Genomic DNA, 25,570 nt, shown 5'->3' on the forward strand with positions numbered 1-25,570 from the left:
CGCACCCGGCCAGGCGTCGTGCGCCGGCATGCAGGCCCGGCACCGGACCAGTGAGCCACCGGGCGCGAGCAGGGGCCGGCCAGGGCCAGGGTCGACGTAGCGGCGCCAGGCCGGTGCCGAACGACAGAGCTGTCGAGAAAGGACTCTCCCATGAACGCACCACTGCCGTACGCGGAAACAACCTCCGCGGGCTCGGTCTCGCAGGCCCCCGGTCTGCCGGACGGATTCACCGCGACGTTCACGAGCCATCTGATCGAGGCGAACGGCATCCGCCAGCACGCTGTGATCGGCGGGGAGGGCCCGGCCGTGCTCCTGGTCCACGGGTGGCCCGAGAACTGGTATGCATGGCGCCACCTGATGCCGGAGCTCGCGAAGCAGTACACGGTCGTCGCGGTCGATCAGCGAGGCATGGGTCTGAGCGACAAGCCCGCGGACGGATACGACTCCGAGACGCTCGCCCACGACCTGGCAGCACTGATGCTCGTGCTCGGCCACGACAGGTTCGCAGTCGTCGGCCACGACACCGGCCTGGTGATCAGCTATGCCCTCGCCGCGGACCACCCCGACCGCGTCGACCGGGTGGCACTCGCCGAGGTTCCAGGGCCACCGACGCCGGACCACTCGCCGCCTCTGTTCGCGCCACGCGACGTCAACGACAAGCTGTGGCACATCGCCTTCAATCGGGCCGGTGACATCGCCGAGCAGCTCGTCCGCGGCCGCGAGGCGGTCTTCTTCGGCTACGAGTTCGCCATCCAGGGAGGCCAGGTCCCTGACGCATCGATCGACTACTACGTGCAGGTCCTCTCCGCCCCCGGGGCGCTGTCGGGCAGCTTCGGGTTCTACCGGTCCTGGGACGAGACCATGGCCCAGAACGGAGAACGAGGCGTCCACAGGCTGACGATGCCGGTCCTCGGCATCGGAGGAGAGGCGAGCTGGGGTGGAGCGGTCGGCGGTGCGTTGTCCTCGATCGCCGAGGATGTCGAGACCGTGGTCGTGCCCGGGACGGGCCACTGGGTGGCAGAGGCGGCGCCGGAGGTCCTGCTCGAGGTGCTGGGCGCGTTCCTGGCGCCGTTCGGGGCGCGCGCGGACTCGCGCATCGCCGGGTAGTCGGTCGCCGGGGGTGACGAGACGGAGCTGTTCGTCGGCTGGCGTCCGAGGACGTCACGGCTCTCCTGCCGAGCAAGGCTCCCTCTGGTCAGGACCACGTCGTGACCCTCGGCGCAAGGGGCTACTCTGGCTGCGGAGCCGTCGACCATCCGACATCACCGACGATCTGCGTGCCTGGACGGCCCCTGCCACGGGCAGACGGCGCTGCCGGTGTGATGGCAGCAAGGGACAGCGATGTCACTGCGGCGGGACCCTGTGCCACTGCACGGTCGCACCAGCGAGTGCGCGGCGCTCGACACGTACGTGCAGGTGGCCCGAGCCGGCGACGGTCAGACGGTGGTTCTTCGTGGCGAAGCCGGGATCGGCAAGACAGCTCTGCTCGAGTACGTGGCGGGCAAGAGCGAGGAATGCTGGGTCCTGAGGGCAGTCGGTATCGAGTCGGAGATGGAGCTGCCGTTCGCCGCGCTCCATCAGCTCTCCCAGCCACTTCTCGAAGGCCTGGAACACTTGCCGTTGCCTCAGCGGGAGGCTCTCGAGACGGCATTCGGACTCAGCGCGGGAGAGCCGCCAGACCGTTTCTTCGTGGGCCTGGCGTTGCTCGGGCTGCTCGCTGCCCATGCCGAGGAGCGCCCAGTCGTGTGCCTCGTCGACGACGCTCAATGGCTGGATCGGGCCTCTGTCCAGGCGTTGTCGTTCGTTGCGCGACGCCTCCGCGCGGAGTGCGTCGCCATCGTACTGGCCGAGCGCGACGGAGATGCCCCGAGCGAGTTCGAGGGACTGCCCGAGGTGCGCCTCACAGGATTGTCGGAGGACGACGCGGCCCTGCTGGTCATGTCATCGACCATCGGGCCGGTGGACAGGTCCGTGAGGCAGCGGATCATCGCCGAGGCGAACGGCAACCCCCTTGCCCTGCTCGAGCTCCCGCGCGGACAGACCTCTGCGGCCCTGGCAGGCGGCTACTCGGTCGCCAGCAGGCTCCCGTTGCCCAGCCGGATCGAGGCAAGCTACCGCGGCCGGTTCCGCCTGCTCCCCGCTGACACCCAGCACGTGATGCTGCTGGCATCGGCAGATCCGGTGGGCGACCCCAACCTGTTCTGGCGAGCCGCCTCCATCCTCGGCATCTCGGTCGAAGCAGCGTCGGCCGCCGAGGCGGCTGACCTGCTCGAGATCGACGGACGTGTCGGGTTCCGGCATCCGCTGCTGCGCTCGGCGATCTACCGCGCCGCAACGCCGGCCGAACGACGATCGGCGCACCGTGCCCTGGCCGCCGCCACGGATCCCGAGGTCGATCCCGATCGTCGCGCCTGGCACCGTGCGCAGGCCGTGCTGGGGCCCGACGAGGACGTGGCAGCCGAGCTGCAACGTCGGGCAGGTCGGGCGCAGGATCGCGGCGGGTTCGCTGCCGCCGCGGCATTCCTTCAGCGCTCAGTCGTGCTGACCCAGGATCCAGCGCGAAGGGCTGATCGTGCCCTGGCGGCCGCGGAAGCGAGCCTCCAGGCGGGCGAGTTCGACGCGGCGCTGCGCTTCGTCGGCACAGCGGAGGCGGGGCCCGTTGACGAGCTGGGCCGCGCCCGCGCGAATCGACTTCGTGCAGAGGTGGCGTTCGCCCAGGACCGCGGTGGGGAGGCACCCCTGCTGCTGCGTCAGGCTGCTCGCGACCTCGAGACCCACGACGCGCGTCTCTCGCGCGACACCTATCTCGATGCCTGGGCCGCCGCGCTCTTCGCCGGCCGCTTGGCCCAGGACGGAGGAAGCCTCGAGGATGTCTCGAGCGCCGTGGTGGCTTCGCCCGGCGTCGCGGACCCGCAGCTCCCACGCGACCTGCTGCTCGACGGCCTGGCGAAGGTGTTCACCCACGGGCGGCCCGGTGCTGTGACAGCCCTGCGTCGCGCGGTGACGGCCTTCGCGGAGCCCGCCGTCGCGCAGGAGGAGGTGCTCAGGTGGGGATGGCTGGCTTCGCGAGCGGCCCTCTTCATCTGGGACTACGACCGGGCGCTCGCCATCAGCACGGCTGCGGTGCGGATCGCCCGGGACGCGGGTGCGCTCGAGGCGCTCGCCGTCGTGGACAACGCATGCGGTCAGACCGCCGCCGCGGGCGGCGACTTCGCGAAGGCGGCGATGTTGGCAGCGGAGGTGGACACACTCAAGGAGGCGACGCGCACCCGCATCGCGCCGCACGCTGCACTCGCACTGAGCGGCCTGCGGGGCCAGGAATCGCGGGCCAGCGAGCTGATCGACGGTGTCATGGCGCACGCCGAAGCGCATGGCCAGGGAACTGCGGTGCAGTACGCGAGCTGGGCGAGCTCCGTGCTCCACAACGGCCTGGGCCGCTACGAGGAGGCGCTGCGGGCGGCGGTGCAGGCGACCGAGCTGGGCCCGAGACTGCACATCGCGTCATGGGCGTTGCCCGAGCTGATCGAGGCCGCCACACGGACGGGTCACCCCGCGCGGGCCCGCGACGCGCTCGAACGGCTCGGCGAGCACATCGACGGGTGTGACTCCGAGTGGGCGCTCGGACTGCATGCCAGATCCCGCGCGTTGCTCAGCGAGGACGAATCAGCCGAGCTGCTGTACCGCGAGGCAGTCGATCGCCTGGGACGGACGCAGCTCAGGCCCGAGGCCGCGCGCGCACACCTGCTCTACGGCGAGTGGCTCCGACGGCGTGGACAACGCGTGGACGCCCGGGCTCAGCTCCGTACCGCCCATGACCAGTTCACCGCGATCGGGATGGAGGCCTTCGCAGACCGCGCAGGTCGCGAGCTCGTCGCGACCGGGGAGAAGGTGCGCAGCCGCACCATCGAGAGCCTGGCCGTCCTGACGCCGCAGGAGGCCCAGATCGCCCAGCTCGCGAACGACGGGCTCACCAACCCTGAGATCGGAGCGCGGCTCTTCCTCAGCGCGCGGACGGTGGAGTGGCACCTCGGAAAGGTCTTCGCGAAGCTCGACGTCAAGTCGCGTCGAGGGCTCAGCGTGGCGCTCGCCAAGGCGGGGTTGGCGGCCGTCCCGGCTTCGTGACGGTAGGTCCCCCACGCCCCGAGCGCCCGACCCAACGCGGGGCGTCCGTCTATGGGCGTGTCTCGGGGAACGCCACCCCGGTGTTCGCGTGGCACCGGTAGCCGAAGGGGTTCTTCGCGAGGTACTGCTGGTGGGCGTCCTCGGCGTAGTAGTAGGGCGTCTCGCTGGCGGGCCGGATCTCGGTGGTGATCTCGCCGAGCCCGCGGCGGGCGAGCTCGTCGCCGTAGACCTTGGTCAGCTCCCGGGCGGTCTGCTCCTGCTCGGGCGTGGTCCAGTAGATCGCGGAGCGGTACTGGGTGCCGACGTCGTTGCCCTGGCGCATCCCCTGCGTCGGGTCGTGGATCTCGAAGAACTTCTTGACCAGGTCGGCGTACGACACCACGGACGGGTCGAAGACGACGCGGATGGCCTCCGTGTGGCCGGTGTGGCCGCTGCAGACCTCCTCGTACGTCGGGTGGGGCGTGCTGCCACCGGCGTAGCCGACCGACGTCGACCAGACGCCGGGGAGCTGCCAGTAGATCTCCTCCGCGCCCCAGAAGCAGCCGAGGCCGAGGATCGCGACCTCGTGGCCCTCGGGGACGTCCTCGCTGACGACGGGAGCGTCGAGCACCAGGTGACGACCCAGCGACCACGGCTGCTGCGAGCGTCCCGGGAGCGCCTGGTCGGCGGAGGGCAGGGTCGTGGGCTTGCCGAATCCGAACATGCGCCCATTCTCCCCGGTCGGGCAAGCGGTTCCACGTTCAACTGGACTAGACGTCGTACTACTACCGATGACCCGATCTCCCCGCTGGGCCAGCGTAGGCAGTCACAGCTCATCCTTCGAAAGGAACCTCGTCATGTCCTCACGTCGATCGGTGCGGCAGGTCCTCGTCGCCGTCCTCCTCGGAGTCCTGGTCGGGGGCGGCCTCATGGCCGTCACGCCCGCCGGCGCCGAGGTCAGCAGCGCGGTGGCCACCAACTGGAAGAAGATCTGGAAGAAGAACCTCAAGCCGCTCGCCGACAAGCGCTACTACACCAAGAAGCAGAGCGACGCGAAGTACGCCACGAAGACCGAGTCGGCCGCTGCCGCTGCCGCCGCGCAGTCGGCCGCCACGAATGCCGCGAACTCCGCGACCGATTCGAAGCTGGGGAACTACTACACCAAGGCGCAGGCCGACGCGAAGTACCAGCCGCAGCGTGCGCTGCAGCTCGGACAGTGGTCCATGGGTGCGGCTGCCGTGGGCGGACAGCCTCTCGGCGCCATCACCTTCCCGGAGCCCGTCGGTGCGGCCCCCACCGTCGTCATCCTCGGTGTCGGGGCCCCGTCCACGGTCAACTGCCCGGGCAGTGCCGCCGCTCCCGACGCGCGCGCAGGCTTCCTCTGTGTCTACACCAACCAGGTGCGCAACCAGACCGGGATGTACTCCTACAACAGCCGGACGTGGGGGGCCCAGATCGCCGCGGACGCTACGGGGAACGCCGACAACTTCGCGTGGGGCTCCTGGGCCCTCCGATGAGCCGCCGTCGCGCGGTCACAGGAATCCATCCACCGACCTGACGAGCGAGCGAACGGCCGTCGCATCGGGGGGTGCGACGGCCGTTCCGCTGTCCGGGGGACGGCACGCGGGGACTACCCTCGCGGTGTGACCCAGGAACGTGCCAACAAGGCCGGTTTCGAGACGCGTGCGATCCACGCCGGCTACGAGCCCGACGCGATGACCGGGGCGGTCAACCCGCCCATCTACGCCAGCAGCACCTACAAGCAGGACGGCGTCGGCGGGCTGCGCGGCGGCTACGAGTACAGCCGCTCGGCCAATCCCACCCGTACGGCCCTCGAGGGCGCGCTGGCCGCGGTCGAGGAGGGGGAGCGGGGCTTCGCCTTCGCCTCCGGGCTGGCTGCCGAGGACACGATCATCCGGGCCCTGACCCGGCCCGGCGACCACGTCGTCATCCCCGACGACGCCTACGGCGGCACGTTCCGCCTGTTCGACAAGGTCGCCAAGGTCTGGGGCCTCGACCACAGCCCCGCCCCGGTCGCCGACACCGGTGCCGTGGCCGCGGCGATCGAGCCGGGCCGTACGAAGCTCGTGTGGGTCGAGACGCCCACCAACCCGATGCTCGCCATCGGCGACATCGAGGCCCTCGCGACCGTGGCGCACGACGCGGGCGCGCTGCTCGTGGTCGACAACACCTTCGCCTCGCCCTACCTCCAGCAGCCGCTCACGCTCGGCGCGGACGTGGTGGTCCACTCGACGACCAAGTACGTCGGCGGGCACAGCGACGTCGTCGGGGGAGCGGTCGTCGTGCGCGACCTCGACCTGGCCGAGAAGATCGGCTTCCACCAGAACGCCATGGGTGCGGTCGCCGGTCCGTTCGACGCGTTCCTCACCCACCGCGGCCTCAAGACGCTGGGCGTACGCATGGACCGCCACTGCGACAACGCCGAGCGCCTCGTCGCGTTCCTCGACGGCGACCCGCGGGTCGCCGAGGTGATCTACCCCGGACTGACCGCCCACCCCGGCCACGAGGTCGCGGCCCGGCAGATGAAGCGCTTCGGCGGGATGATCTCCTTCCGCGTCGCCGGCGGCGAGCAGCAGGCGCTGGCCGTCTGCGAGCGGGCCGAGGTCTTCACCCTCGGCGAGTCGCTCGGCGGCGTCGAGTCGCTCATCGAGCACCCCGGTCGCATGACCCACGCCAGCGTCGCCGGCACCGACCTCGAGGTCCCCGCCGACCTGATCCGCCTCAGCGTCGGGATCGAGAGCGTCGACGACCTCGTCGCCGACCTCGACCGGGCACTGGGCTGAGCGTGGACGCCCCCGAGGTGCCCGACGTCCGGTTCTCGCTCGCCAACGAGCGCACGTTCCTCGCCTACGAGCGCACCGCGATCGGGCTGGTCGCCGCGGCGCTGGCGGTCTTCCACCTGCTCGAGCCGTCGCTGACGCAGAAGGCGCTCGGTCTGCTCCTCCTCGCGTCCGCGGTCATCGCCGCCGGCGGGGGTTGGCTGCGCTACCGCCAGGCCGACCGGGCGATCCGGTCGGGCCACGACCTGCCGACCGGCACCACGGTCCACCTGATGGCGGCCGCGGTGCTGGTCGTGATCATCGCCGCCGGCATCTCGGTGGTGGTGTGAGCACCGGGGCGGTGGTGTGCGTCGACTTCGGCTCCACGTTCACCAAGGCGGCGCTCGTCGACCTCGCGACCGGAGACCTCCTCGCCACCGCCAGCCACCCGACCACCCTCCCGGGCGGTGGCGGACGGGCGAGCGGGGATGGTGACGTCCTCGACGGGTACGACGCGTGCGTGGCCGCACTCGTCGAGCAGGACCCCCGCGCAGCCGACGCCGACGTGCTCGCGTGCTCCAGCGCCGGCGGCGGCCTGCGGATCGCCGTCGTCGGCAACGAGGAGCTCGTGACCGCCGAGGCCGGGCGCCGCGTGGCGCTCTCCAGCGGCGGCAAGGTCGTGCTCGTGCTGCACGGCGGCCTCGACGCCGACAAGCTCGCTGCGCTGCGACAGGCCGAGCCCGACGTGGTCCTGCTCGTCGGCGGCACCGACGGCGGCAACGCCGAGGTGCTCGAAGGGGACGCCGCCTTCCTGTCCCGGGTGCCGTGGCCGGGCCCCGTCGTCGTGGCCGGCAACATCGAGTCGCAGCCGCTGGTCGCCGACCTGCTGGCGGCGTCCGGCACGCCCCACGTCCTGGCCGACAACGTCGTCCCGCGCATCGGCGTACTCGCCCCCGACGGCGCCCGGCGCGCGATCCGCGAGATCTTCCTCAGCCACGTCATCGGCGGCAAGCACCTCAGCAGCCGCACCGACGCCCGCGGACGCACCTTCACCGAGATGGTGCGCGGCGCCACGCCCGACGTGGTGCTCACCGGTGTCGAGCTGCTCGCCCGCGGCCTCGACGACGAGCACCCCGGCGCCGGGGACGTCGTGGTGGTCGACGTCGGCGGCGCCACCACCGACGTGCACAGCGTCGTCGAGCTCGACCCGGAGGACAGCGGGCTCGCCCGCGAGGTCGTCGCGACCACGCCCGTCACGCGCACCGTCGAAGGCGACCTCGGCATGCGCTGGTCGGCGATCTCCACCGTCGAGGCGGCATGGGGCTCCGACCCTTCGACAGGGTCAGCACACCGCCTGCACGACGCCGCCGTACGCCGCCGCACCGCCCCGGACTTCCTGCCCGACAGCGACGCCGAGCGCGACGCCGACCTCGCCATCGCGACCGCCGCCGTACGCCTCGCGCTCGAGCGCCACGCCGGCCGCAGCAAGGTCGTCCTGAGTCCCGAGGGGCGCGTCGTCGAGCGCAGCGGCAAGGACCTCCGCGAGGTCGACCTGCTGGTCGGGTCGGGCGGCGTGCTGCGCCACGGCGGGCCCGACGCCGTACGCCGGGTGCTGGCGCCCGCGACCGGTGATGCCTTCGAGGGCGGCTGGCAGCTGCCGCGCGACCCCGCCGTCGTCGTGGACCGCGACTACGTGCTGGCCGCAGCCGGCCTCCTCGCCGACGACCACCCCGTCACGGCGCACCGGCTCGTGCGCCGTCTGGTCCCGGCCGGGATCGGTAGCGTGACCACGTGAGCGAGCAGCCCCCGCGCGGGCACGACGAGCCCGACGGAGTCGACCGCGCCGTCGACCGGGCCGCCGCAGCGCCCGTCGCTGCGGACGAGGAGACCCGGCGACGGCGTCTCTTCCAGGCGCTGGGCCGCGGCGAGGACGACGACCGGCTGACCGAGCGGTTCGTCGCGCAGTGGGCACAGCTGCGCGCCGAGCGCCGCGCCGAGCCCGTCGTCACGACCGGACCCTCCAACTTCAGCCGGGCCCAGGTGCCGTGGGGTCTCGACCTCGCGGCAGCGTGGTCGTGGCGGCTGATCGTGATCGCCGCGGCCGGCCTCGGCGTGCTGTGGCTGATGAGGTTCTTCGCGGTGATCACGCTCCCGATCGCCATCTCGCTGCTGATCGCTGCGCTCGCCAGCCCGATGGTCCTGGCGCTGCGCCGCATCGGCCTGCCCCGCGGCCCGTCCACCGGTGTGGTGATGGTGCTCGGGATCGGCACCGTCGCGATGCTGCTCACCTTCGTGGGCCAGCAGGTGGCGCAGGGGGCGAGCGACCTCGCCGACTCCGTGGTGACCGGTCTCGACCAGATCCGCGACTGGCTGCGCAACGGGCCGCTCAACGTCTCCGACTCCCAGCTCGACGCCTACCTCGAGGGCGTGCAGGGCGCCGTCTCCGACAGCACCGGCGCCGACGGCATGGTCACCCGGGTGACCGAGGTCGGCACGGCAGTGGGCCACGTGGTCGCCGGCTTCTTCATCGTCCTGTTCTCGACCTACTTCTTCCTCGCCGACGGACAGCGCATCTGGGCGTGGCTGGTCCGGATCGCCCCCCGGGCCGCGCGCGAGCGGGTCGATGCCTCGGGTCGCGTGGCCTGGGTGTCCCTGACCCAGTTCGTCCGCGCCACGGTCCTGGTCGCGATGGCCGACGCCGTCGGCATCATGGCCGTGGCATGGTTCCTCGACGTCCCGTTCGTCGTCGCGATCGGCGTGCTCGTCTTCCTCGGCGCCTTCGTGCCGATGATCGGCGCGACCCTCGCGGGGTCGGTCGCGATCCTCGTCGCGCTCGTCGACCAGGGGCCGTGGACCGCGCTGCTGATGTTCGGCGGCGTGATCCTGGTGCAGCAGATCGAGGGCCACATCCTCCAGCCGTTCCTGATGGGCCGTTTCGTCTCGCTCCACCCGCTCGGCGTGATCGTCGCGATCGGCTGCGGAGTGCTCGTCGCCGGCATCGCGGGCGCGCTCATCGCCGTACCCCTGGCCGCCGCGGGCAACGCGGTCGCGCAGCACCTCGCGTCCTACACCTCCATCGGCGAGGAGGACCACGACGAAGCCCTCGACCTCGACATCGGACCGCCACCGACCGAGGCCGACCGGCTCCCCGCCGACGACAGTCCCCTCGCCGGCCCCGACGCGCACGACGACGAGAAGGACCCCTCATGACCGCGGAATGCACCCTGGCCGACATCCTGGCCGCGCGCGAGATGCTCGAGGGCGTCACCGTGACCACGCCCATGGAGGAGTCGCGCTGGCTCTCCGCGCTGGTGGGCGGCCCGGTGTCGCTGAAGTGCGAGAACCTCCAGCGCACCGGTTCCTTCAAGTCACGCGGCGCCTACGTCCGCATCGCCCGGCTCTCCCCCGAGGAGCGGGCCAAGGGCGTCGTCGCAGCGTCGGCCGGCAACCACGCCCAGGGCGTGGCCCTCGCGGCCTCGACCCTCGGCATCTCCTCCACCGTCTTCATGCCCGAGGGGGCGCCGATCCCCAAGGAGAAGGCCACCCGCGGCTACGGCGCCGACGTCGTCTTCCACGGTCGCTACCTCGAGGACTCCCTCGCGGCGGCGCGCGAGTTCTCCGAGCAGACCGGTGCGGTCCTCATCCACCCCTTCGACCACGTCGACATCGTGGCCGGCCAGGGGACGCTGGGCCTCGAGGTCCTCGAGCAGTCGCCCGACGTGCGCACGGTGCTGGTGCCGACCGGCGGCGGCGGGCTGCTGGCCGGGGTGGCGATCGCGATCAAGGCGCTGCGCCCCGACGTACGCGTGGTGGGCGTGCAGGCCGAGGGCGCGGCGGCGTACCCCGGGTCGCTCGCGGCCGGGCACCCCGTGCCGCTCGAGTCGATGAGCACGATGGCCGACGGCATCGCGGTCGGGCGCCCGGGCGACATCACCTTCGCCGCGGTTCGCGACCACGTCGACGAGATCATCACCGTCTCCGAGGAGTCGCTCTCGCGAGCCCTCCTCGCGCTCATCGAGCGGGCCAAGCAGGTGGTGGAGCCCGCGGGCGCCGCTGCGGTGGCCGCGCTGCTCGACAACCCCACGGGCTTCGAGACCCCGGTCGTCGCGGTCCTGTCCGGCGGCAACATCGACCCGCTCCTGCTGAGCAAGGTCATCCGCCACGGCCTGGCCGCCGCCGGGCGCTACCTCTACCTGCGCGTGTGCATCCCCGACCTCCCCGGCGGTCTCGCGTCGCTGCTGTCCGAGGTCGGGGCCGAGGGCGCCAACGTCCTCGAGGTCGCCCACGAGCGGATCTCCCCGTCGCTGACCCTCAACGAGGTCGAGGTGCGCATCCAGCTCGAGACGCGGGGCGAGGCGCACGCCGAGCACCTGATGGCGCGGCTGCGCGAGCGGGGCTACCGGGTCAACGACTGAGCGGTGCGCCCGCCCGCTCCGGATGGCTCCCCGTGAGCGGTGGCCCAGCCACATTCGACGGCGCGCGCACGTGGGTCAGGCACCGCTCCGGCACGGACACGCCCAGAAATGCGCCGGAGCGGTGCGCCAGCCACATTCCGACGCTCCGGAATGTGGCTGTCGCACCGCTCCACCAGGTGGTCGCTCGCGGTGGCGCTGGACGCGCTCAAGCCTTGTAGGGCTCCGCGTCGACGATCGTGACGCTCAGCTCCTTGCCGTTGGGCGCGGTGTAGGTGACCTTGTCGCCCTTGGTCTTGCCGTTGATCGCGGCGCCCATGGCTGACTCGGGCGAGTAGACGTCGAGGGTGTCGCCGTCGGAGAGGTTCTCGCGGGCACCCAGGAGGAACTTCTCCTCGTCGCCGCCGCCGAAGTCGACCGTCACGACCATGCCGGGCTCGACGACACCGTCGTCGGGGGGCGTCTCACCCACCTCGGCGCGACGCAGCATGTCCTCGAGCTGCCGGATCCGGGCCTCCTGCTTGCCCTGGTCGTCCTTGGCCGCGTGGTAGCCGCTGTTCTCCTTGAGGTCGCCCTCGTCGCGCGCGGCGGCGATCTTCTCGATGATCTCCTGCCGCTTGGGGCCCTTGAGGTCGTCGAGCTCGGCCCGCAGCTTGTCGTAGGCCTCCTGGGTCAGCCAGATGGTGCCCTGGTCGGTCATGTCACTACTCCTGCTCACGTGGTACTGGGATGCGGGTGTGCCTCAGCGCACCCGCATCGGGTCGATTGATCGTCTTCCGTCCGATCGGAGTCGGCGCGGCGACGGACGTCGGCCAGCGCACCCGGACGGGCAGAACGATCAGGTTAGCAAGCCCGGGGCAAAAGCGCAGGTGGACGACTCAGCGCGGACGCGGCTGGCCGTCCGCGGTGCAGCCCAGCTTCTCGACGGTGGTCGCGCGCCGCTCGGTGCGGACGACCACCTCGTTGGTGCCGGCGACGGGGGTGAACTCCAGCTCGCCGACGGCCGACTTGTCCTCCGACAGCGCCCGCACCCGGCAGCTGGCGTCCTGCACGCCGTCCTCGAGGCGTACGTCGACGCGGGCGCGGATCTCGTAGTCGCTGGTCACCTCGTAGGTGATGACCTCCGACGACACCTCCGGCGTGCTGTGGAACCACGCGGTCCAGGCCAGCCAACCGAGGCCGACGACGGCGAGGAGGACGGCGATGCCGATGGTCACCGGGCGCTGCCAGCGCGAGGGCGCGCCGTAGCGGTCGGTGAGGTCGGTGGTCACGCGTCAAGCGTAAGCGGCCCCTCCTAGACTGAAGCCCATGCCCCAGCCCTCCGCAGACCGGCGCAGCGACAAGCCCCGCGCCGGCCTCCGCCTGATGCACGTCCACGCCCACCCCGACGACGAGTCGAGCAAGGGGGCGGCGTCGACTGCGAAGTACGTCACGGAGGGCGTCGACGTCCACGTGGTCACCTGCACCGGCGGCGAGCGCGGATCGGTCCTCAACCCCAAGATGGACCGACCCGACGTCTGGGAGAACATTTCCGAGATCCGCCGCGAGGAGATGCACCGCGCGCGCGACATCCTGGGCGTGCGACAGGACTGGCTCGGCTTCGTCGACTCCGGCTGGCCGGAGGGCGACCCGCTGCCCCCGCTGCCCGAGGGGTGCTTCGCGCTCGTGCCGCTGGAGGAGGCGACCGAGCGCCTCGTGCGGCAGATCCGCGACTTCCGCCCGCACGTGATGACGACCTACGACGAGCGCGGGGGATACCCGCACCCCGACCACATCCGCTGCCACGAGGTCTCCGTCGCCGCGTACGCCGCCGCGGGCGACCCGGAGCGCTTCCCCGACGCGGGCGATCCGTGGCAGCCGATGAAGCTCTACTACCACCACGGCTGGAGCTGGGCGAAAACCCACGCCCTCCACGAGGCGATGCTGGCCCACGACCTGGAGTCGCCCTACGAGGAGCGGTTGAAGAACTGGGAGCGCGAGCCCGAGTGGGACGAGCGCATCACCACCCGGGTGCCGTGCGGTGACTACTTCGGGGTCCGCGACCAGGCCCTGCTGGCCCACGCCACGCAGATCGACCCCGACGGCATGTGGTTCGCCATCCCGCACGAGATCCAGCAGAAGGTGTGGCCGACCGAGGACTACGAGCTGGTCGAGTCGACGGTCGGGCGCGAGCTGCCCGAGGACGACCTGTTCGCCGGGATCCCGACGCCCGCGCCCTGACGGGGGAGTGGGATGATGGAGCCATGCTCGACCTGCTGATCGTCCTGGTCCAAGACCCGACCCCCGAGCCCACCCAGGTGAAGGCCGGGCCGCTGGGCTTCGCGATCTGGATCTTCATGATCCTCGCGGTGGTCGTGATCGCGTTCAGCCTCGTCAAGCAGCTGCGCAAGGCCCAGGCGGCCAAGGACGCCGGCGTCTACGGCGACGAGCCGGTCCAGCGCACCGACGAGACGGACGCCCCGGGCGCCCCGGGCTCGTCCGCCACCACCGACGAGCGCTGAGCCTCACCCGCTCCGGGGGCGTCCCGGGAGCCACCAGTTCCACTCGCCGAGCAGCGTCATCGACGCCGGCAGGAGCAGCCCGCGCACGATCGTGACGTCGATGAGCACGGCCACGGTCATCCCGACGCCGATCTCCTTCACCGCGACGAGCTCGCCCAGCGCGAACCCGAGGAACACGATCCCGATCGCGACGGCGGCGAGGGTGACGACCGGGCCCGACGCGGTGATGCCGGTCAGCACGGCGTGGTCGCTGAGCGCGCGCGGGTCGGGCGTACGCCCGCGCCTGCGCGTCGTACGGGTCGCGTGCGCCTCGTCCCACGCCTCGCGGATCCGGGCGACGAGGAAGACGTGGTAGTCCATCGACAGCCCGAACGCGAACATGAACAGCAGCAGCGGCGTCGTCACGTCGAGCGCGCCCCAGGAGTCGAACCCGAGCAGTGACGCCCCCCAGCCCCACTGGAAGACGGCCACCACGACGCCGAGCGTCGCGCCGAGGGAGAGCAGGTTCATCGCCACGGCCTTGAGCGGCACGACGACCGAGCGGGTGAGGAGCCCCAGCAGCAGGGCCGTGAGGAGCGCGACGACCAGCACGGCCAGTGGTGCCCGGTCGGCGAGCGCGTCGCGGGTGTCGACCAGCTCGGCGGTGGGGCCGCCCACCAGGACCTCGGAGCCGAGGTCGGCGGCGCGCAGCCGGCGTACGAGCTCCTGGCCGTCGGGCCCGTCGTAGTCCCCGGCGGCGTCGGGCTCGGGCTCGACCAGGACCTGGCTGACGTCCCCCGGGAGCGGGTCGAGCAGCATCACGTCCGCGACGCCGGGGATGCCAACCAGCGCGGCCATCGCGTCCGCAGTCTCCTGGGAGGAGTACTCCGCATCGACGAGCACCGTGATCGGGGTGGGCGCCTGCTCGGGGAACCGGTCCTCGATCGCGGCCTGCGCGAGTCGCGGCTCGCTGTCGCGCGGCAGCGAGCGGGCGTCGGAGTTGCGGAGGTCGAGCGACAGCAGCGGCCAGCTGAGCAGCAGCAGGAGCGCGGTGCACCCCAGCAGGACCGGCCACGGCCGGCGCTGGGCGACCCGGGCGAGGCGCGGGAGGAGCGCGTGCGCGCTGGGGGTGCCGCCGAGGACCCGGCCGGGGGTCGGCGCCGGGATGCGGGCCTCGGCCACCGTGACCAGCGCCGGGGCGAGGGTGAGCCCGGACAGCGTGGCCGCCGCGACCGCGACCAGTCCGCCGACGGCCATCGGTGAGAGCACCGGGTCGCCCAGCAGCAGCAGTCCGGCGAGGGCGGTGCCGACGGTCAGTCCGGACACGAGGACGGTGCGACCCGACGTGGCGAGCGTGCGCCCCAGCACGACGGCGGTGTCCGTACGCCCCGGGGCTGCGGCGCGCTCCTCCCGGAAGCGCCCGAGCACCAGCAGGGCGTAGTCGACCGCGAGGCCCAGGCCGAGGAGCGTCACGACGTTGACGGCGTACTCGCTGACCGGGGTCAGCCGGGCGAGCCCGGCGAGCGCGAGGAGCGAGAGGCAGACGGCGCCGAGGGCCGCGACCACGGGCAGGGCGCCCACCACGAGGCCACCGAGCACGAGCGCGAGGATGCCGAGCAGCACGACGATCGCGATGCCCTCGCCGCGGGCAGCGTCCTGGATCGCCTGCTCGGCGAACGCCTCCTCGGCGAGCAGCGGCCCGCCGACCAGCACCTCGGGCATGGCGACGCGGCGCAGCGTCGCGTCCACCCGCTCGACGGCGGCCAGGGCCCGGTCGCGGTCGACGGTGGGGTCGATCTCGACGGTGACGGTCGTGCCGGTCCGGTCGGCGTTGACGAGGTGCTGCGCGCCGGTGGTCCACGGGTCGCGCACCTCGACGACGTCGGGCAGGTCGCGGACCTCGTGCATCACCTCGCTGGCCTGGCCGATGACGTCGATGCCGTAGATGTCGGCGCCGGAGAACACCGCCACCACCAGCTCGCCCTCGGGGTCGACGGCCTCGAGACGCCGCTCGAGCTGCGCGGACTCGGAGTCACCGCGACCGGGGTCCGGGGCCTCGGCGGCGTCGAAGACGGAGCCGCCGAGGGTCGCGCCGAGCAGGACGAGGACGGTCCACGCCCCGACGACCCAGCGTCGCCACCGGTGCAGGAGGCGTCCCAGGTCGTCGAGCACGAGCGTGACTGTAGCCATTTCGCTCGCTTCTGGCGATCGTCAGGCAAAAGTTGCTCACAAGCGAGCGGCGGGGTGCCGCCGTCCTGGCGGCCGCCGTCGCGACCAGCCTCGGTGCGGCGCTGCCGAACGCGTCCGCGGTGCCCGCCGGCGACGAGCCCGGCGTGACCATGCGCGCCTTCCAGCTCGGCCGGCCCATCTCCGAGCTCTGCACGCTCAAGGCCGGCCAACGTCGACCAGCTCAAGCAAGTCATCGACTGGGACGCGCCCGACGACTTCAGCGGTCTCCAGGACGACTTCGTCGTCGAGCCGTCGATTGCGAGGGCCGGGTCGTGCTCCGGACCCCGCGGCGCGTGAAGGCCGTGCTGGTCGTCCGGTTCGAGGACGGCAGCACCCAGCGGGTGAGTGTGCGGCTGACCCGCTGACAGTGCCGGGGTGGTCGGGCGCTGGCAGCTGTTAGCGCCCGGCCACCTCGGCCGTCTGGTCCGCCTGCGTCCGGACCAGCCGGACCAGGCAGTCCCACGCCGTACGCCGCTGCTCACCGCCGTGCGGGTCCTCGGTAGTGACCTCCCGGGCGACGCGCTCGGCGCGCAGCACCTCGACGTCGATCCCCTCGAGGTCGCCGAGGACGTCCTCGGCGGTCATCAGCACGGACGGGTCCTGCGGACCGCCGGTGCCCTCGGCCAGGTTGGTCGCGTCGTGCGCGACGAGCAGGAGAGTGCCACCCGGGCGAAGCATCCCGACCGCGCTCCGCACTGCCCGCCTCCGGTCGGCGGGCGGCAGCTGGAGGTAGGCGACCACCACGAGGTCGACCGGTGCCGGTGGCTGCCACGTCGTCACGTCGGCGCAGACCCACGTGACGTCGAGGTCGCCCGCGACCCGGGCGCCCTTGTCGAGCGCGACCTGCGAGAAGTCCACGGCCGTGGCTGACCAGCCGCGCGAGGCGAGCCAGATGGCGTTGCGTCCCTCGCCCGCGGCGAGGTCGACGGCCCGTCCCGGAGGCAGGTCGGCGAGCTCGGCGGCCACGAACTGGTTGGGCTCGCGCGACCAGACCAGGTCGCTGGCGGCGTACCGCTCGTCCCACGCGTGTGCGTCCATGTCCTCAGGGTAGGCCTGCCCGGCGCGTCGCCAACTGGTGAGTTGGCGAGTTGGGTGGGCTGTGGGGCCTGGATCGGGCCCCCAAGTCGCCAACTGACGGGTTGGTCCGCCAACTGGTGAGTTGGCGCACGGCCGCCCGCCGCACGAGCCACCTCAGTCGACGGCCACCAGCAGCAGCACCCGCGCCTCCTCGGGGTCGAGGACCGGCAGGGCGACGCCGACGGTGGCGAGCACCCGGCCGGTGGACTCGGTGCCGTGCACGGACCAGGCGCCGGTGAGGTCGGCGCCGCCGGGCCCGCGGGGCATCTCCTCGGTGACCCGGTAGCGGCGGTCGGGGTCCAGGCCGGTCAGGCGCAGCGGTGCGGGGTGCTGGGTCGCGGTCGCGGCCACCGTCGCGACGACGTACCACGCCTCCGAGCGGTCCGCGCCGACGACGCCGGTGACGAGCACGGCGGGGTCCGGGTGGTCGGGGTGGACCAGGGTGCCGCTGCCGATGAGCGGGCGCACGCGCTTGTGCAGCTCGATCCACGAGCGCAGCTCGGCGAGCTCGGCCTCGCCGAGGCGGGACATGTCCCACTCGATGCCGAACCAGTGGAGCAGGGCGGTGGCGGCGCGGTAGCGCAGGGTGTGGGTGCGCCCCGTCGTGTGGGACGTCGGACCGCCGACGTGCGAGCCCATCAGCTCCGGCGGCACCAGCAGCGAGGTCCACCGCTGGAGGTGCTGCCGCTCGAGCGGGTCGATGGTGTCGCTGGGCCAGATCCGGTCGGTGCGGGCCAGCACCTCCGCGTCGACACGGGCGCCGCCCGAGGAGCACGACTCGATCTCGAGGGCGGGGTGGGCCTCGCGCAGCTCGTCGAGCAACCGGTACGCGGCGAGGGTCTGGCCGTGGACGGCGGGACGGCCGTCGTGGGTGACGTCGGTGAGGTCGCGGTTGTGGTCCCACTTGAGGTAGGCGACGTCCAGCTCGTCGAGCAGCGCGAGGAGCGCGGCGCGGAGGTCGGCGTACGCCCCCTCGTCCTGCAGGTCGAGGACCTGCTGCTGGCGCCACTCGGGCGGTGCGGCCGCGCGGCCGCGCAGCACCCGCTCGGGGTGGGTGCGGGCGGTCTCGGAGTCGAGGTTGACCATCTCGGGCTCGACCCACAGCCCGAACTCCATCCCGCTCCCGCGCACGTGGTCGACCAGCGGGCCGAGGCCCTGCGGCCACACCTCGGGGTCGACCGTCCAGTCGCCCAGCCCGGCCGTGTCGTCGCGCCGGCCGAGGAACCAGCCGTCGTCGAGGACGAAGCGCTCCACCCCCACCGAGGCCGCGACGTCGGCCAGCTCGGCGATCCGCTCGAGGGAGTGGTCGAAGTAGACCGCCTCCCACGAGTTGGCGACGACCGGCCGCTCGGTGCGCGCACGGGGCGTCACCGATCGCAGGTGGGCGTGGAAGCGGTGGCTCATCGGGTCCAGCCCGGCGGGCGAGAAGGAGCCGAGCAGCAGTGGTCCGTCGTAGGTCTCGCCGCGGGCGAGCACCACCTCGCCGGGCGACAGCAGCTCGCCGCCGCCGAGGAGGACCTCGCCCTCGGGCGTGCGCTCGGCGTAGTGGGTGTGGTTGCCGCTCCACGCGGTGTGGACCGCCCAGAGCTCGCCGGCGCCGAAGTCGAACCCCGGGGTGCCGGCGACCATGACCAGGGTGGCGTCATGACCCGTACGCCCGTGGCGGGCGTCGCGGCGGTGCGTGCCCTGCACCCACGGGTGCCGCTGTGGGGTGCGCTCCTTGCACCAGCGACCCGTCAGGTCGAGCAGCTCGGTCGCGTGCGCGCCCACGGGCAGCACGGTGAGGACCGAGGCCAGGTGGAGGTCGCCGTCGGCGGTGTTGGTCACCGACGTGCGCGCGTGCAGCAGGCCGGCCTCGTCGAGGGACAGCTCGACCCGGACCGCCCAGCCGGCCTCGTCGTCGGTGGAGGTGCAGGTGAGGTTCGCGTCGTCGGCGCGCACGTCCCAGTCGACCAGGCTCGGCGCCGCGGCAGTGGCGCTGCCGCCGACCCGGTGCCCGGCCAGGGCGGGCGTGCCGGAGTAGCCGCGGGTGCCGTCGGGGACGAGACCGGTGCTGCGGGGACCGTCGTACGCCGAGCGCGCGGCGCCGGGCCGGCGTGCGGTCGCCAGCGCGGTGAGGCCGGCGTCGTCGAGGTCGCCGAGCGCGGCACCCCAGTGCAGGAGGACCGGGATGCCGTGGTCGTCGCGGCCCAGCACGAGGCTGACACCGGCACGAGTGAGGTGGACCGGAGCGTGGGACGGAACGCTCATGCGTCGTCCGCCACGTCGAGCTCGTCCTCGTCGTCGTCGACCGGGTCGACCACGACCAGCTCGCCGACGTGGTCGGCCAGCGCCCCGCTGGCCTGGGCGGAGAGCCCGGAGTCGGTGACGAGCACCGCCGCCTCGGACAGGGCGGCCATGCTGCTGAGACCCACGACGCCCCACTTGCTGGAGTCGGCGCACACGATCAGGCGCCGCGAGCGCTCGATCATCGCCCGGTTGGTCTCCGACTCGAGCAGGTTGGGCGTGCTGAACCCGGCCCGGACGTCCATGCCGTGCACGCCCATGAAGAACGCGTCGACGTGGAGGCTGCGCAGCGACGACACCGCGACCGGGCCGACGAGCGCGTCGGACGGGGTGCGCAGGCCGCCGGTCAGCAGCACCGACGTGGTGGCGTCGCCGGTGCGGTGCAGGACGTCGGCGACCCACACGGAGTTGGTCACGACGGTGAGGTTGGGGATGCGCGCGATGTGCTCGGTCAGCGCGTGGGTGGTGGTGCCGGCCGAGACGGCGATGGCCATCCCGGTGTGCACCATGTCGGCGGCCGCGCGGGCGATCGCCTCCTTCTCGCGGCGACGCTGCACGGACTTGGCGGCGAAGCCGGGCTCGGACGACGACGGCTCGGCCACGGCCAGCGCCCCGCCGTGGACCTTCTCCAGCAGCCCGTCGCGGTGCAGGGCGACCAGGTCGCGGCGCACGGTCATGTCGGAGACGCCGAGCAGCTCGACGAGGTCGGTGACGCGCACCGTCCCGTCACGGCTCAGCTCGGCCAGGATCCGGCTGCGGCGCTGCGCGGCGAGCATCAGCTGCTCCCGCCCGGCGCCGCGGCCTCGCGGACGGCCTCCCGGACCACGGCCACCCCGCCGGCCGGGACGGCCAGGTCGCCCGCGACCTCGCGCCCGGTGACCAGGTCGGTGCCGCGCACGTCGACCGCGGCGGGTGCGTCGCCGTGGTTGATCACGAACAGCCAGCTCGCGTCGGCGCCCACCCGCCTGGTCACCTCGACCAGGTCCGCGGCGCCGGGCAGCGTCTCGATGCCGGTCTCCGCCACCAGCCGGTCGACAAGGGCGTCGGTGCCGCCGCGGTCGAGCCTCGTCGCGACGTACCACGCGACCCCGGATCCGACCTCGCGCCGGGTCACCGCGGGCAGGCCCGCGGCCGGGCCGTCGGCGTACGTCGCGACCGCCTCGGCGCCGGTGAGCTCGAGGTCCTCGGCCCAGGTGTCGGCGGTGACGGCGCCGCTCCCGAGGCCGTCGACGCCCACCGTCTCGCCCGCGAGCAGGGGCAGGAGCTCGGTCGTGCGTACGCCGAGCAGGTCGCGGAAGGCACCCGGGTAGCCGCCGAGGCGGATGTGGTCGTTCTCGTCGACGATGCCGCTGAAGTAGGTGATGACCACCGTGGCGCCGGCCTCGGCGGCAGCGGTCAGCGCGGCGACGGCGGCGTCGCTGACGAGGTAGAGCGTGGGCACCACGACGAGCCGGTAGGAGGAGAGGTCGGCGCTGGGGTGGACCACGTCGACGCCCACGCCCCGGGCCGACAGGGAGCGGTGCAGGTCCTCGGCCCGGTCGCGGTAGCGCACGTCGATGCTCGGGTGGGAGTCGAGCTCGCAGCCCCACCACGCCTCGTAGTCGAACAGGATCGCCGCGTCGTTGCGCGCGGTGCTGCCCGAGACCTCCTCGACGGCGTCGAGGAGCCGTGACAGCTCCACCACCTCGCGCCACTGGCGGGTGTCGGTGCCGGCGTGGGGGAGCAGGCCGGAGTGGAACTTCTCCGCGCCGGCGCGCGACGCGCGCCACTGGAAGAACAGCACCGCGTCGGCGCCGTGGGCGACGTGCGACAGGCTGTTGCGGATCATCTCGCCCGGCCGCTTGGCCCGGTTGCGCGGCTGCCAGTTGACCGCGCTGGTGGAGTGCTCCATCAGTAGCCACGGGCGACCGTCGGCGGTGCCGCGGGTCAGGTCGGCGCTGAAGGCGAGCTCGCGGTGCCCGTCGTCCTCGGCGGCGATCAGGTAGTGGTCGTTGGACACCACGTCGAGCTCACGCCCCCAGCGCAGGTAGTCCATCTCCGGGGTCTGGCGCATCACCATGAAGTTGGTGGTGACCGGGACGCCGGGGGAGAGGCGGTGCAGGACGTCGCGCTCGACGACGAAGTTGTCGAGCAGCTGGTCGGAGGAGAAGCGGGCGAAGTCGAGCTGCTGGGTCGGGTTGGCGTGCGTCGGCGCCGAGCGCGGCGGCAGCACCTGCTCGAAGTCGTCGTAGCGCTGCGACCAGAAGGCGGTGCCCCACGCGTCGTTGAGCCGGGCGACGTCGTCGTCGTAGCGGGCGCGCAACCAGGACCGGAACGCGGCGGCGCTGGTGTCGCAGTAGCAGCGGGCGTTGTGGCAGCCCAGCTCGTTGGACACGTGCCAGAGGGCCAGCGCCGGGTGGTCGTGGTAGCGCTCGGCCATGCGGCTGCACAGATCGAGCGCGTGCTCGCGGTAGACCGGGGAGCTCGGGCAGAACGACTGCCGGCCGCCAGGCCACAGGGTGCGCCCGTCCGCGGTCACCGGGAGCATCTCGGGGTGCCGGTGGGTCAGCCACGGCGGCGGCGAGGCCGTCGCAGTGGCGAGGTCGACCTTGATCCCCGCGGCGTGCAGGTCGTCCATCTGCCGGTCGAGCCAGCCGAACTCCCACTGGTCGGGTCCCGGCTGGAGCCAGGCCCAGGAGAAGACCGCGAGCGTGACCAGGTCGACGCCCGCCTCGCCCATCAGCTCGCGGTCCTCCACGTGGGCCGCGGCGGGCCACTGCTCGGGGTTGTAGTCGCCGCCGAAGGCCAGTGCGGGCAGGGATGTCGGCATGCGACCACTGTGTCGACCCTCACAGGCGGAAGTCAACGTTTTGTGGGGGAAAACGGTTTGGAAATGTTTGATCTGGTGCGAAAACGACACCCGGAAGGGTTGACGGGCCTGTGTCAGTCGTCACATGCTGTCCATCCCTGTTTGGTTTTGTCCCGCCGTGTCCAGGAGGCCCCCGTGTCACTGCCCCGCTCCAGCGCGATCCCCCGCTCCGCGCTCACCACCATGGCCGCCTCGCGTCGGTCCGTCCTCCGCGGTCTGGCGCTCAGCGGCCTCGCCGTGGGCGGCGCCAGCGCCCTCGCCGCCTGCGGTGGCGACGCGGCGGGCCCGGCCACCGGTGAGGGTGCCACCGTGAAGTTCGGCATCAACGAGGCCGAGGGCGTGGGCGCGGCCTACGACCGCCTCAAGGCGATCGCCGACGCGTACGGCGAGGAGAGTGGCACCGAGGTGTCCCTCAACGCGGTCGACCACAACACCTTCCAGGAGAGCATCAACACCTACCTCCAGGGCACGCCCGACGACGTCTTCACCTGGTTCGCCGGCTTCCGCATGGCGCAGTTCGCGGAGAACGGGCTGATCACCGACCTGAGTGACCAGTGGCCCATCGACGGGCTCAACGACTCCTTCAAGCAGGCCGCCACCGCGCCCGACGGCAAGCAGTACTTCGTGCCGATCAGCTACTACCCGTGGGCAGTCTTCTACCGGAAGTCCGTCTTCGAGAAGAACGGCTGGGCGCCGCCGGCGACCAACGACGACTTCATGGCCCTCATGGACGACATGCAGGGCAAGGGCGTCACGCCGTTCGCGTTCGGCGACAAGGACGGCTGGCCGGCGATGGGCACCTTCGACATCCTCAACATGCGCCTCAACGGCTTCGACTTCCACATGAGCCTGATGGCCGGTGAGGAGGCCTGGGACGGCGACGAGGTCAAGCTCGTGTTCGACACCTGGCGCAAGCTCCTGCCCTACCACCAGGCCGACCCGCTCGGTCGTACATGGCAGGAGGCAGCGACCGCGATGGGCAAGGGCGAGTGCGGCATGTACCTCCTCGGCACCTTCGTCGTGGACGCCCTCGGCGAGAACGGTGAGGACCTCGACTTCTTCACCTTCCCCGAGCTCGACTCCTCGATCGGCTCGGACGCCCTCGACGCCCCGATCGACGGTTTCTGCGTGGCCGCGGCCGGGCAGAACCAGGAAGCCGGCAAGGCGATGGCCAAGTGGCTCGGCAGCGCGGCCGCGGCCGACGCGGGCAACAACGCCGCCGACGCCCCGTTCATCGCGGCCAACTCCGGTGCCAGCACCTCGACCTACAGCGACCTCCAGAAGAAGTCCGCCGAGGTCGTCGGGGCCGCGGCCAACATCGCCCAGTTCATGGACCGCGACACCAACGCCGACTTCGCGAACACGGTGATGATCCCCTCGATCCAGGAGTTCCTGAAGAACCCCGACGACATCGACGGGGTCACGGCCAGCATCCAGGAGCAGGCCGCATCGATCTTCGGCTGAGCCATGGCACACATCGACGAGGCACCGAAGGCGACGAAGCCCGACGAGAAGGCGGTCGCACCGCCACAGGGCCGGGAGAAGAAGCTCCCGGGTCGCGACCGCTTCACCGTCGCCACGATGGTGACGATCCCGTTGCTGCTCGTGGTGGCGCTGGTGTGGGTCCCGGCGCTGCTGTCGGTGGCGCTCTCCTTCGGCAAGTGGAACGGCTTCGGCGACCTCGACACGATCGAGTGGGTCGGCTTCCAGAACTACCGCGACATCGTCACGATCTATCCCGCGTTCTGGCCGGCGATCCAGCACAACCTCATCTGGCTGGCGTTCCTGTTCTTCCTGCCGACCCTGTTCGGGATGTTCCTCGCGGTCCTGCTCGACCGGGAGATGCGCGGCAGCCGGATCTACCAGACCGCTTTCTACATGCCGGTCGTGCTGTCGCTGGCCCTCATCGGCTTCATCTGGCAGCTCTTCTACTCCCGCGACCAGGGCCTGATCAACGACATCTTCGGCTCGCAGATCGACTGGTACGGCGACCCCGACATCAACCTGTGGGCGGTGCTGGTCGCCACGGCCTGGCGCCACACCGGCTACATCATGCTGATCTACCTGGCCGGTCTGAAGGGCGTCGACGCCAGTCTCCGCGAGGCCGCGGCGGTCGACGGCGCGAGCGAGGTGAAGACGTTCTTCCACGTGATCTTCCCGGTGATGCGCCCGATCAACATGATCGTCATCGTGATCGTCGTCATCGAGTCGCTGCGCGCCTTCGACCTCGTCTGGGTCGTCAACAAGGGCCGCAACGGACTCGAGCTGATCGGCGCGCTGGTCGCCCAGAACGTCATCGGCGAGGCGACGAGGTACGGCTTCGGGTCCGCGCTCGCCGTGATCATGATGCTGATCTCGTCGATCTTCATCACCGTCTACCTGCGCAACGTCTTCCGTGAGGAGCGTCGAGGATGAGCACCCAGGCAGCCCCGGCAGCGACGGGCCCGACCTCGTCGACGGACGCAGCGCGCCCCACCCCGCCCAAGCGGGTCGAGGGCGGCGTCATGAGCAAGCCCCGCGGGATGGTCGTGACCGTCATCGTCGCGCTCCTGGCACTGGCCTGGCTGTTCCCGCTGCTGTGGGCGCTGGTCAACTCCTTCCGCGAGTACGAGTACACCCAGGCCAACGGCTACCTGTCGTTCGGCGGGTGGACGACCTCCAACTACGAGGAGGCGTGGACCCGCGGCAACTTCGGCCTGCACATGAAGAACTCGCTGCTCGTCACCGTCCCGGCCGTGCTGCTCACCCTGTGGCTGTCCTCGATGGTGGCGTTCGTCCTGGCCCGGTTCAGCTTTCGCTTCAACCTGACGATGCTCGGCGTCTTCCTCGCCGCCAACCTGCTCCCGCCGCAGGCGCTGCTGATCCCGGTGTTCCGGATGTTCCGCGAGATCCCGCTCCCGCTCTTCATGAGCGACTCCGGCTCGATGCTCAACAGCTTCTGGGCGCTGATCCTGGTCAACACCGCGTTCCAGATGGGGTTCTGCACCTTCGTGCTCAGCAACTACATGAAGACGCTGCCCTATGAGATCTACGAGTCCGCGGAGCTCGACGGGGCGAGCGTGTGGCGCCAGTACTGGCAGCTGACGATGCCGCTCGTACGCCCGGCGCTGGCCGCGCTCGCGACGCTGCAGGTGACGTGGATCTACAACGAGTTCTTCTGGGCGACGGTGCTGATCCAGCAGGGCAACAAGCTCCCCGTGACCTCGGCACTCAACAACCTGCGCGGGCAGTTCTTCACCGACACCAACCTCGTCGCGGCCGGCTCGATCATCGTGGCGCTCCCGGTGCTGGTGGTGTTCTTCGCACTGCAGAAGCAGTTCGTCTCCGGCCTCACCCTGGGCTCGACGAAGGGCTGAG

Annotated in this window: 22 protein-coding genes; 14 read left to right on the forward strand and 8 right to left on the reverse strand. The window is 71.8% G+C overall.

What is annotated here, in order from left to right:
* The first annotated feature begins 150 nt into the window (after positions 1-150).
* Both AC57BS_RS12550 and AC57BS_RS12555 read left to right on the forward strand, forming a co-directional pair.
* A complete protein-coding gene (locus AC57BS_RS12550) occupies positions 151-1,107 on the forward strand; it encodes an alpha/beta fold hydrolase (RefSeq protein ID WP_496411778.1) in 957 nt (318 codons plus the stop codon).
* Between the two features lie 234 nt (positions 1,108-1,341).
* Entirely contained in the window at positions 1,342-4,122 is a 2,781-nt protein-coding gene (locus tag AC57BS_RS12555) for a helix-turn-helix transcriptional regulator (RefSeq protein WP_496411779.1), read from the forward strand.
* Positions 4,123-4,171: 49 nt separating this feature from the next.
* On the opposite strand, the gene msrA is transcribed toward AC57BS_RS12555, so the two are convergent.
* Entirely contained in the window at positions 4,172-4,825 is a 654-nt protein-coding gene (gene msrA / locus AC57BS_RS12560) for a peptide-methionine (S)-S-oxide reductase MsrA (RefSeq protein ID WP_496411780.1), read from the reverse strand.
* A 133-nt stretch (positions 4,826-4,958) separates the two neighbouring features.
* Between msrA and AC57BS_RS12565 the strand changes: the two genes are divergently transcribed.
* The 6 genes from AC57BS_RS12565 to ilvA all read left to right on the forward strand — a co-directional run bounded on the left by AC57BS_RS12565 (position 4,959) and on the right by ilvA (position 11,296).
* The gene (locus AC57BS_RS12565; protein WP_496411781.1) at positions 4,959-5,618 is read left to right on the forward strand and encodes a hypothetical protein; all 660 of its coding nucleotides are present in this window, start codon (positions 4,959-4,961) and stop codon (positions 5,616-5,618) included.
* 126 nt (positions 5,619-5,744) lie between these two features.
* On the forward strand, positions 5,745-6,905 hold the full coding sequence (locus AC57BS_RS12570; protein ID WP_496411782.1) for a cystathionine gamma-synthase: 1,161 nt from the start codon (positions 5,745-5,747) through the stop codon (positions 6,903-6,905).
* Between the two features lie 2 nt (positions 6,906-6,907).
* Positions 6,908-7,231 carry a YidH family protein gene (locus tag AC57BS_RS12575; protein ID WP_496411783.1) on the forward strand — a complete coding sequence of 108 codons (324 nt, stop codon included), beginning with the start codon at positions 6,908-6,910 and terminating at the stop codon, positions 7,229-7,231.
* Positions 7,228-8,676, forward strand: a complete 1,449-nt coding sequence (locus AC57BS_RS12580) for a glutamate mutase L (protein WP_496411784.1) — start codon at positions 7,228-7,230, stop codon at positions 8,674-8,676. The genes AC57BS_RS12575 and AC57BS_RS12580 overlap by 4 nt, the downstream gene beginning before the upstream one ends.
* On the forward strand, positions 8,673-10,091 hold the full coding sequence (locus AC57BS_RS12585; protein ID WP_496411785.1) for an AI-2E family transporter: 1,419 nt from the start codon (positions 8,673-8,675) through the stop codon (positions 10,089-10,091). Before AC57BS_RS12580 ends, AC57BS_RS12585 begins: the two co-directional genes overlap by 4 nt.
* Positions 10,088-11,296: a threonine ammonia-lyase gene (ilvA, locus tag AC57BS_RS12590; RefSeq protein ID WP_496411786.1), complete on the forward strand. Its 1,209-nt coding sequence runs from the start codon at positions 10,088-10,090 to the stop codon at positions 11,294-11,296. Before AC57BS_RS12585 ends, ilvA begins: the two co-directional genes overlap by 4 nt.
* Positions 11,297-11,501: 205 nt before the next feature.
* Here the strand turns inward: ilvA and greA are convergent, their stop codons facing one another.
* Together greA and AC57BS_RS12600 are read right to left on the reverse strand one after the other, a co-directional pair.
* On the reverse strand, positions 11,502-11,993 hold the full coding sequence (gene greA, locus AC57BS_RS12595; RefSeq protein ID WP_496411787.1) for a transcription elongation factor GreA: 492 nt from the start codon (positions 11,991-11,993) through the stop codon (positions 11,502-11,504).
* Positions 11,994-12,171: 178 nt separating this feature from the next.
* The gene (locus AC57BS_RS12600; RefSeq protein WP_496411788.1) at positions 12,172-12,564 is read right to left on the reverse strand and encodes a DUF4307 domain-containing protein; all 393 of its coding nucleotides are present in this window, start codon (positions 12,562-12,564) and stop codon (positions 12,172-12,174) included.
* Positions 12,565-12,601: 37 nt separating this feature from the next.
* Here AC57BS_RS12600 and mca point away from each other — a divergent pair, with 37 nt between their 5' ends.
* Together mca and AC57BS_RS12610 are read left to right on the forward strand one after the other, a co-directional pair.
* Positions 12,602-13,513: a mycothiol conjugate amidase Mca gene (gene mca, locus AC57BS_RS12605; RefSeq protein WP_496411789.1), complete on the forward strand. Its 912-nt coding sequence runs from the start codon at positions 12,602-12,604 to the stop codon at positions 13,511-13,513.
* Positions 13,514-13,536: 23 nt separating this feature from the next.
* Entirely contained in the window at positions 13,537-13,794 is a 258-nt protein-coding gene (locus AC57BS_RS12610; protein ID WP_496411790.1) for a hypothetical protein, read from the forward strand.
* A 3-nt stretch (positions 13,795-13,797) separates the two neighbouring features.
* On the opposite strand, the gene AC57BS_RS12615 is transcribed toward AC57BS_RS12610, so the two are convergent.
* Complete coding sequence (locus AC57BS_RS12615; protein ID WP_496411791.1) at positions 13,798-15,945, reverse strand: MMPL family transporter; 2,148 nt, start codon at positions 15,943-15,945, stop codon at positions 13,798-13,800.
* Positions 15,946-15,995: 50 nt separating this feature from the next.
* Here AC57BS_RS12615 and AC57BS_RS12620 point away from each other — a divergent pair, with 50 nt between their 5' ends.
* The gene (locus AC57BS_RS12620) at positions 15,996-16,367 is read left to right on the forward strand and encodes a hypothetical protein (RefSeq protein WP_496411792.1); all 372 of its coding nucleotides are present in this window, start codon (positions 15,996-15,998) and stop codon (positions 16,365-16,367) included.
* Between the two features lie 31 nt (positions 16,368-16,398).
* Here AC57BS_RS12620 and AC57BS_RS12625 read toward each other — a convergent pair whose 3' ends face one another.
* From AC57BS_RS12625 to AC57BS_RS12640, 4 genes are all read right to left on the reverse strand, one after another.
* Positions 16,399-17,040, reverse strand: a complete 642-nt coding sequence (locus tag AC57BS_RS12625) for a class I SAM-dependent methyltransferase (protein WP_496411793.1) — start codon at positions 17,038-17,040, stop codon at positions 16,399-16,401.
* Positions 17,041-17,193: 153 nt separating this feature from the next.
* Positions 17,194-19,329, reverse strand: coding sequence for an alpha-galactosidase (locus AC57BS_RS12630; RefSeq protein WP_496411794.1), 2,136 nt, complete (start codon positions 19,327-19,329; stop codon positions 17,194-17,196).
* A complete protein-coding gene (locus tag AC57BS_RS12635; protein WP_496411795.1) occupies positions 19,326-20,141 on the reverse strand; it encodes a DeoR/GlpR family DNA-binding transcription regulator in 816 nt (271 codons plus the stop codon). Before AC57BS_RS12635 ends, AC57BS_RS12630 begins: the two co-directional genes overlap by 4 nt.
* On the reverse strand, positions 20,141-22,174 hold the full coding sequence (locus AC57BS_RS12640; protein WP_496411796.1) for a beta-galactosidase: 2,034 nt from the start codon (positions 22,172-22,174) through the stop codon (positions 20,141-20,143). The genes AC57BS_RS12635 and AC57BS_RS12640 overlap by 1 nt, the downstream gene beginning before the upstream one ends.
* A 174-nt stretch (positions 22,175-22,348) precedes the next feature.
* Between AC57BS_RS12640 and AC57BS_RS12645 the strand changes: the two genes are divergently transcribed.
* From AC57BS_RS12645 to AC57BS_RS12655, 3 genes are read left to right on the forward strand one after another with little or no spacing between them, the layout of a single operon-like run.
* The gene (locus AC57BS_RS12645) at positions 22,349-23,677 is read left to right on the forward strand and encodes an ABC transporter substrate-binding protein (RefSeq protein ID WP_496411797.1); all 1,329 of its coding nucleotides are present in this window, start codon (positions 22,349-22,351) and stop codon (positions 23,675-23,677) included.
* 3 nt (positions 23,678-23,680) lie between these two features.
* Positions 23,681-24,628, forward strand: coding sequence for a carbohydrate ABC transporter permease (locus AC57BS_RS12650; RefSeq protein ID WP_496411798.1), 948 nt, complete (start codon positions 23,681-23,683; stop codon positions 24,626-24,628).
* On the forward strand, positions 24,625-25,569 hold the full coding sequence (locus AC57BS_RS12655) for a carbohydrate ABC transporter permease (RefSeq protein ID WP_496411799.1): 945 nt from the start codon (positions 24,625-24,627) through the stop codon (positions 25,567-25,569). Before AC57BS_RS12650 ends, AC57BS_RS12655 begins: the two co-directional genes overlap by 4 nt.
* Position 25,570: the final 1 nt, after the last annotated feature.

Source organism: Nocardioides sp. BGA-UO-ETr-FS32 (assembly GCF_059567905.1).

Excerpts from the sequence above, each read along its gene's own strand:
- AC57BS_RS12640 (WP_496411796.1), bottom strand. The coding sequence starts at position 22,174 with ATGCCGACATCCCTGCCCGCACTGGCCTTCGGCGGCGACTACAACCCC.
- ilvA (WP_496411786.1), top strand. The coding sequence starts at position 10,088 with ATGACCGCGGAATGCACCCTGGCCGACATCCTGGCCGCGCGCGAGATG.
- mca (WP_496411789.1), top strand. The coding sequence starts at position 12,602 with ATGCCCCAGCCCTCCGCAGACCGGCGCAGCGACAAGCCCCGCGCCGGC.
- AC57BS_RS12630 (WP_496411794.1), bottom strand. The coding sequence starts at position 19,329 with ATGAGCGTTCCGTCCCACGCTCCGGTCCACCTCACTCGTGCCGGTGTC.
- AC57BS_RS12655 (WP_496411799.1), top strand. The coding sequence starts at position 24,625 with ATGAGCACCCAGGCAGCCCCGGCAGCGACGGGCCCGACCTCGTCGACG.
- greA (WP_496411787.1), bottom strand. The coding sequence starts at position 11,993 with ATGACCGACCAGGGCACCATCTGGCTGACCCAGGAGGCCTACGACAAG.
- AC57BS_RS12610 (WP_496411790.1), top strand. The coding sequence starts at position 13,537 with ATGCTCGACCTGCTGATCGTCCTGGTCCAAGACCCGACCCCCGAGCCC.
- msrA (WP_496411780.1), bottom strand. The coding sequence starts at position 4,825 with ATGTTCGGATTCGGCAAGCCCACGACCCTGCCCTCCGCCGACCAGGCG.
- AC57BS_RS12625 (WP_496411793.1), bottom strand. The coding sequence starts at position 17,040 with ATGGACGCACACGCGTGGGACGAGCGGTACGCCGCCAGCGACCTGGTC.
- AC57BS_RS12565 (WP_496411781.1), top strand. The coding sequence starts at position 4,959 with ATGTCCTCACGTCGATCGGTGCGGCAGGTCCTCGTCGCCGTCCTCCTC.
- AC57BS_RS12555 (WP_496411779.1), top strand. The coding sequence starts at position 1,342 with ATGTCACTGCGGCGGGACCCTGTGCCACTGCACGGTCGCACCAGCGAG.
- AC57BS_RS12650 (WP_496411798.1), top strand. The coding sequence starts at position 23,681 with ATGGCACACATCGACGAGGCACCGAAGGCGACGAAGCCCGACGAGAAG.
- AC57BS_RS12635 (WP_496411795.1), bottom strand. The coding sequence starts at position 20,141 with ATGCTCGCCGCGCAGCGCCGCAGCCGGATCCTGGCCGAGCTGAGCCGT.
- AC57BS_RS12550 (WP_496411778.1), top strand. The coding sequence starts at position 151 with ATGAACGCACCACTGCCGTACGCGGAAACAACCTCCGCGGGCTCGGTC.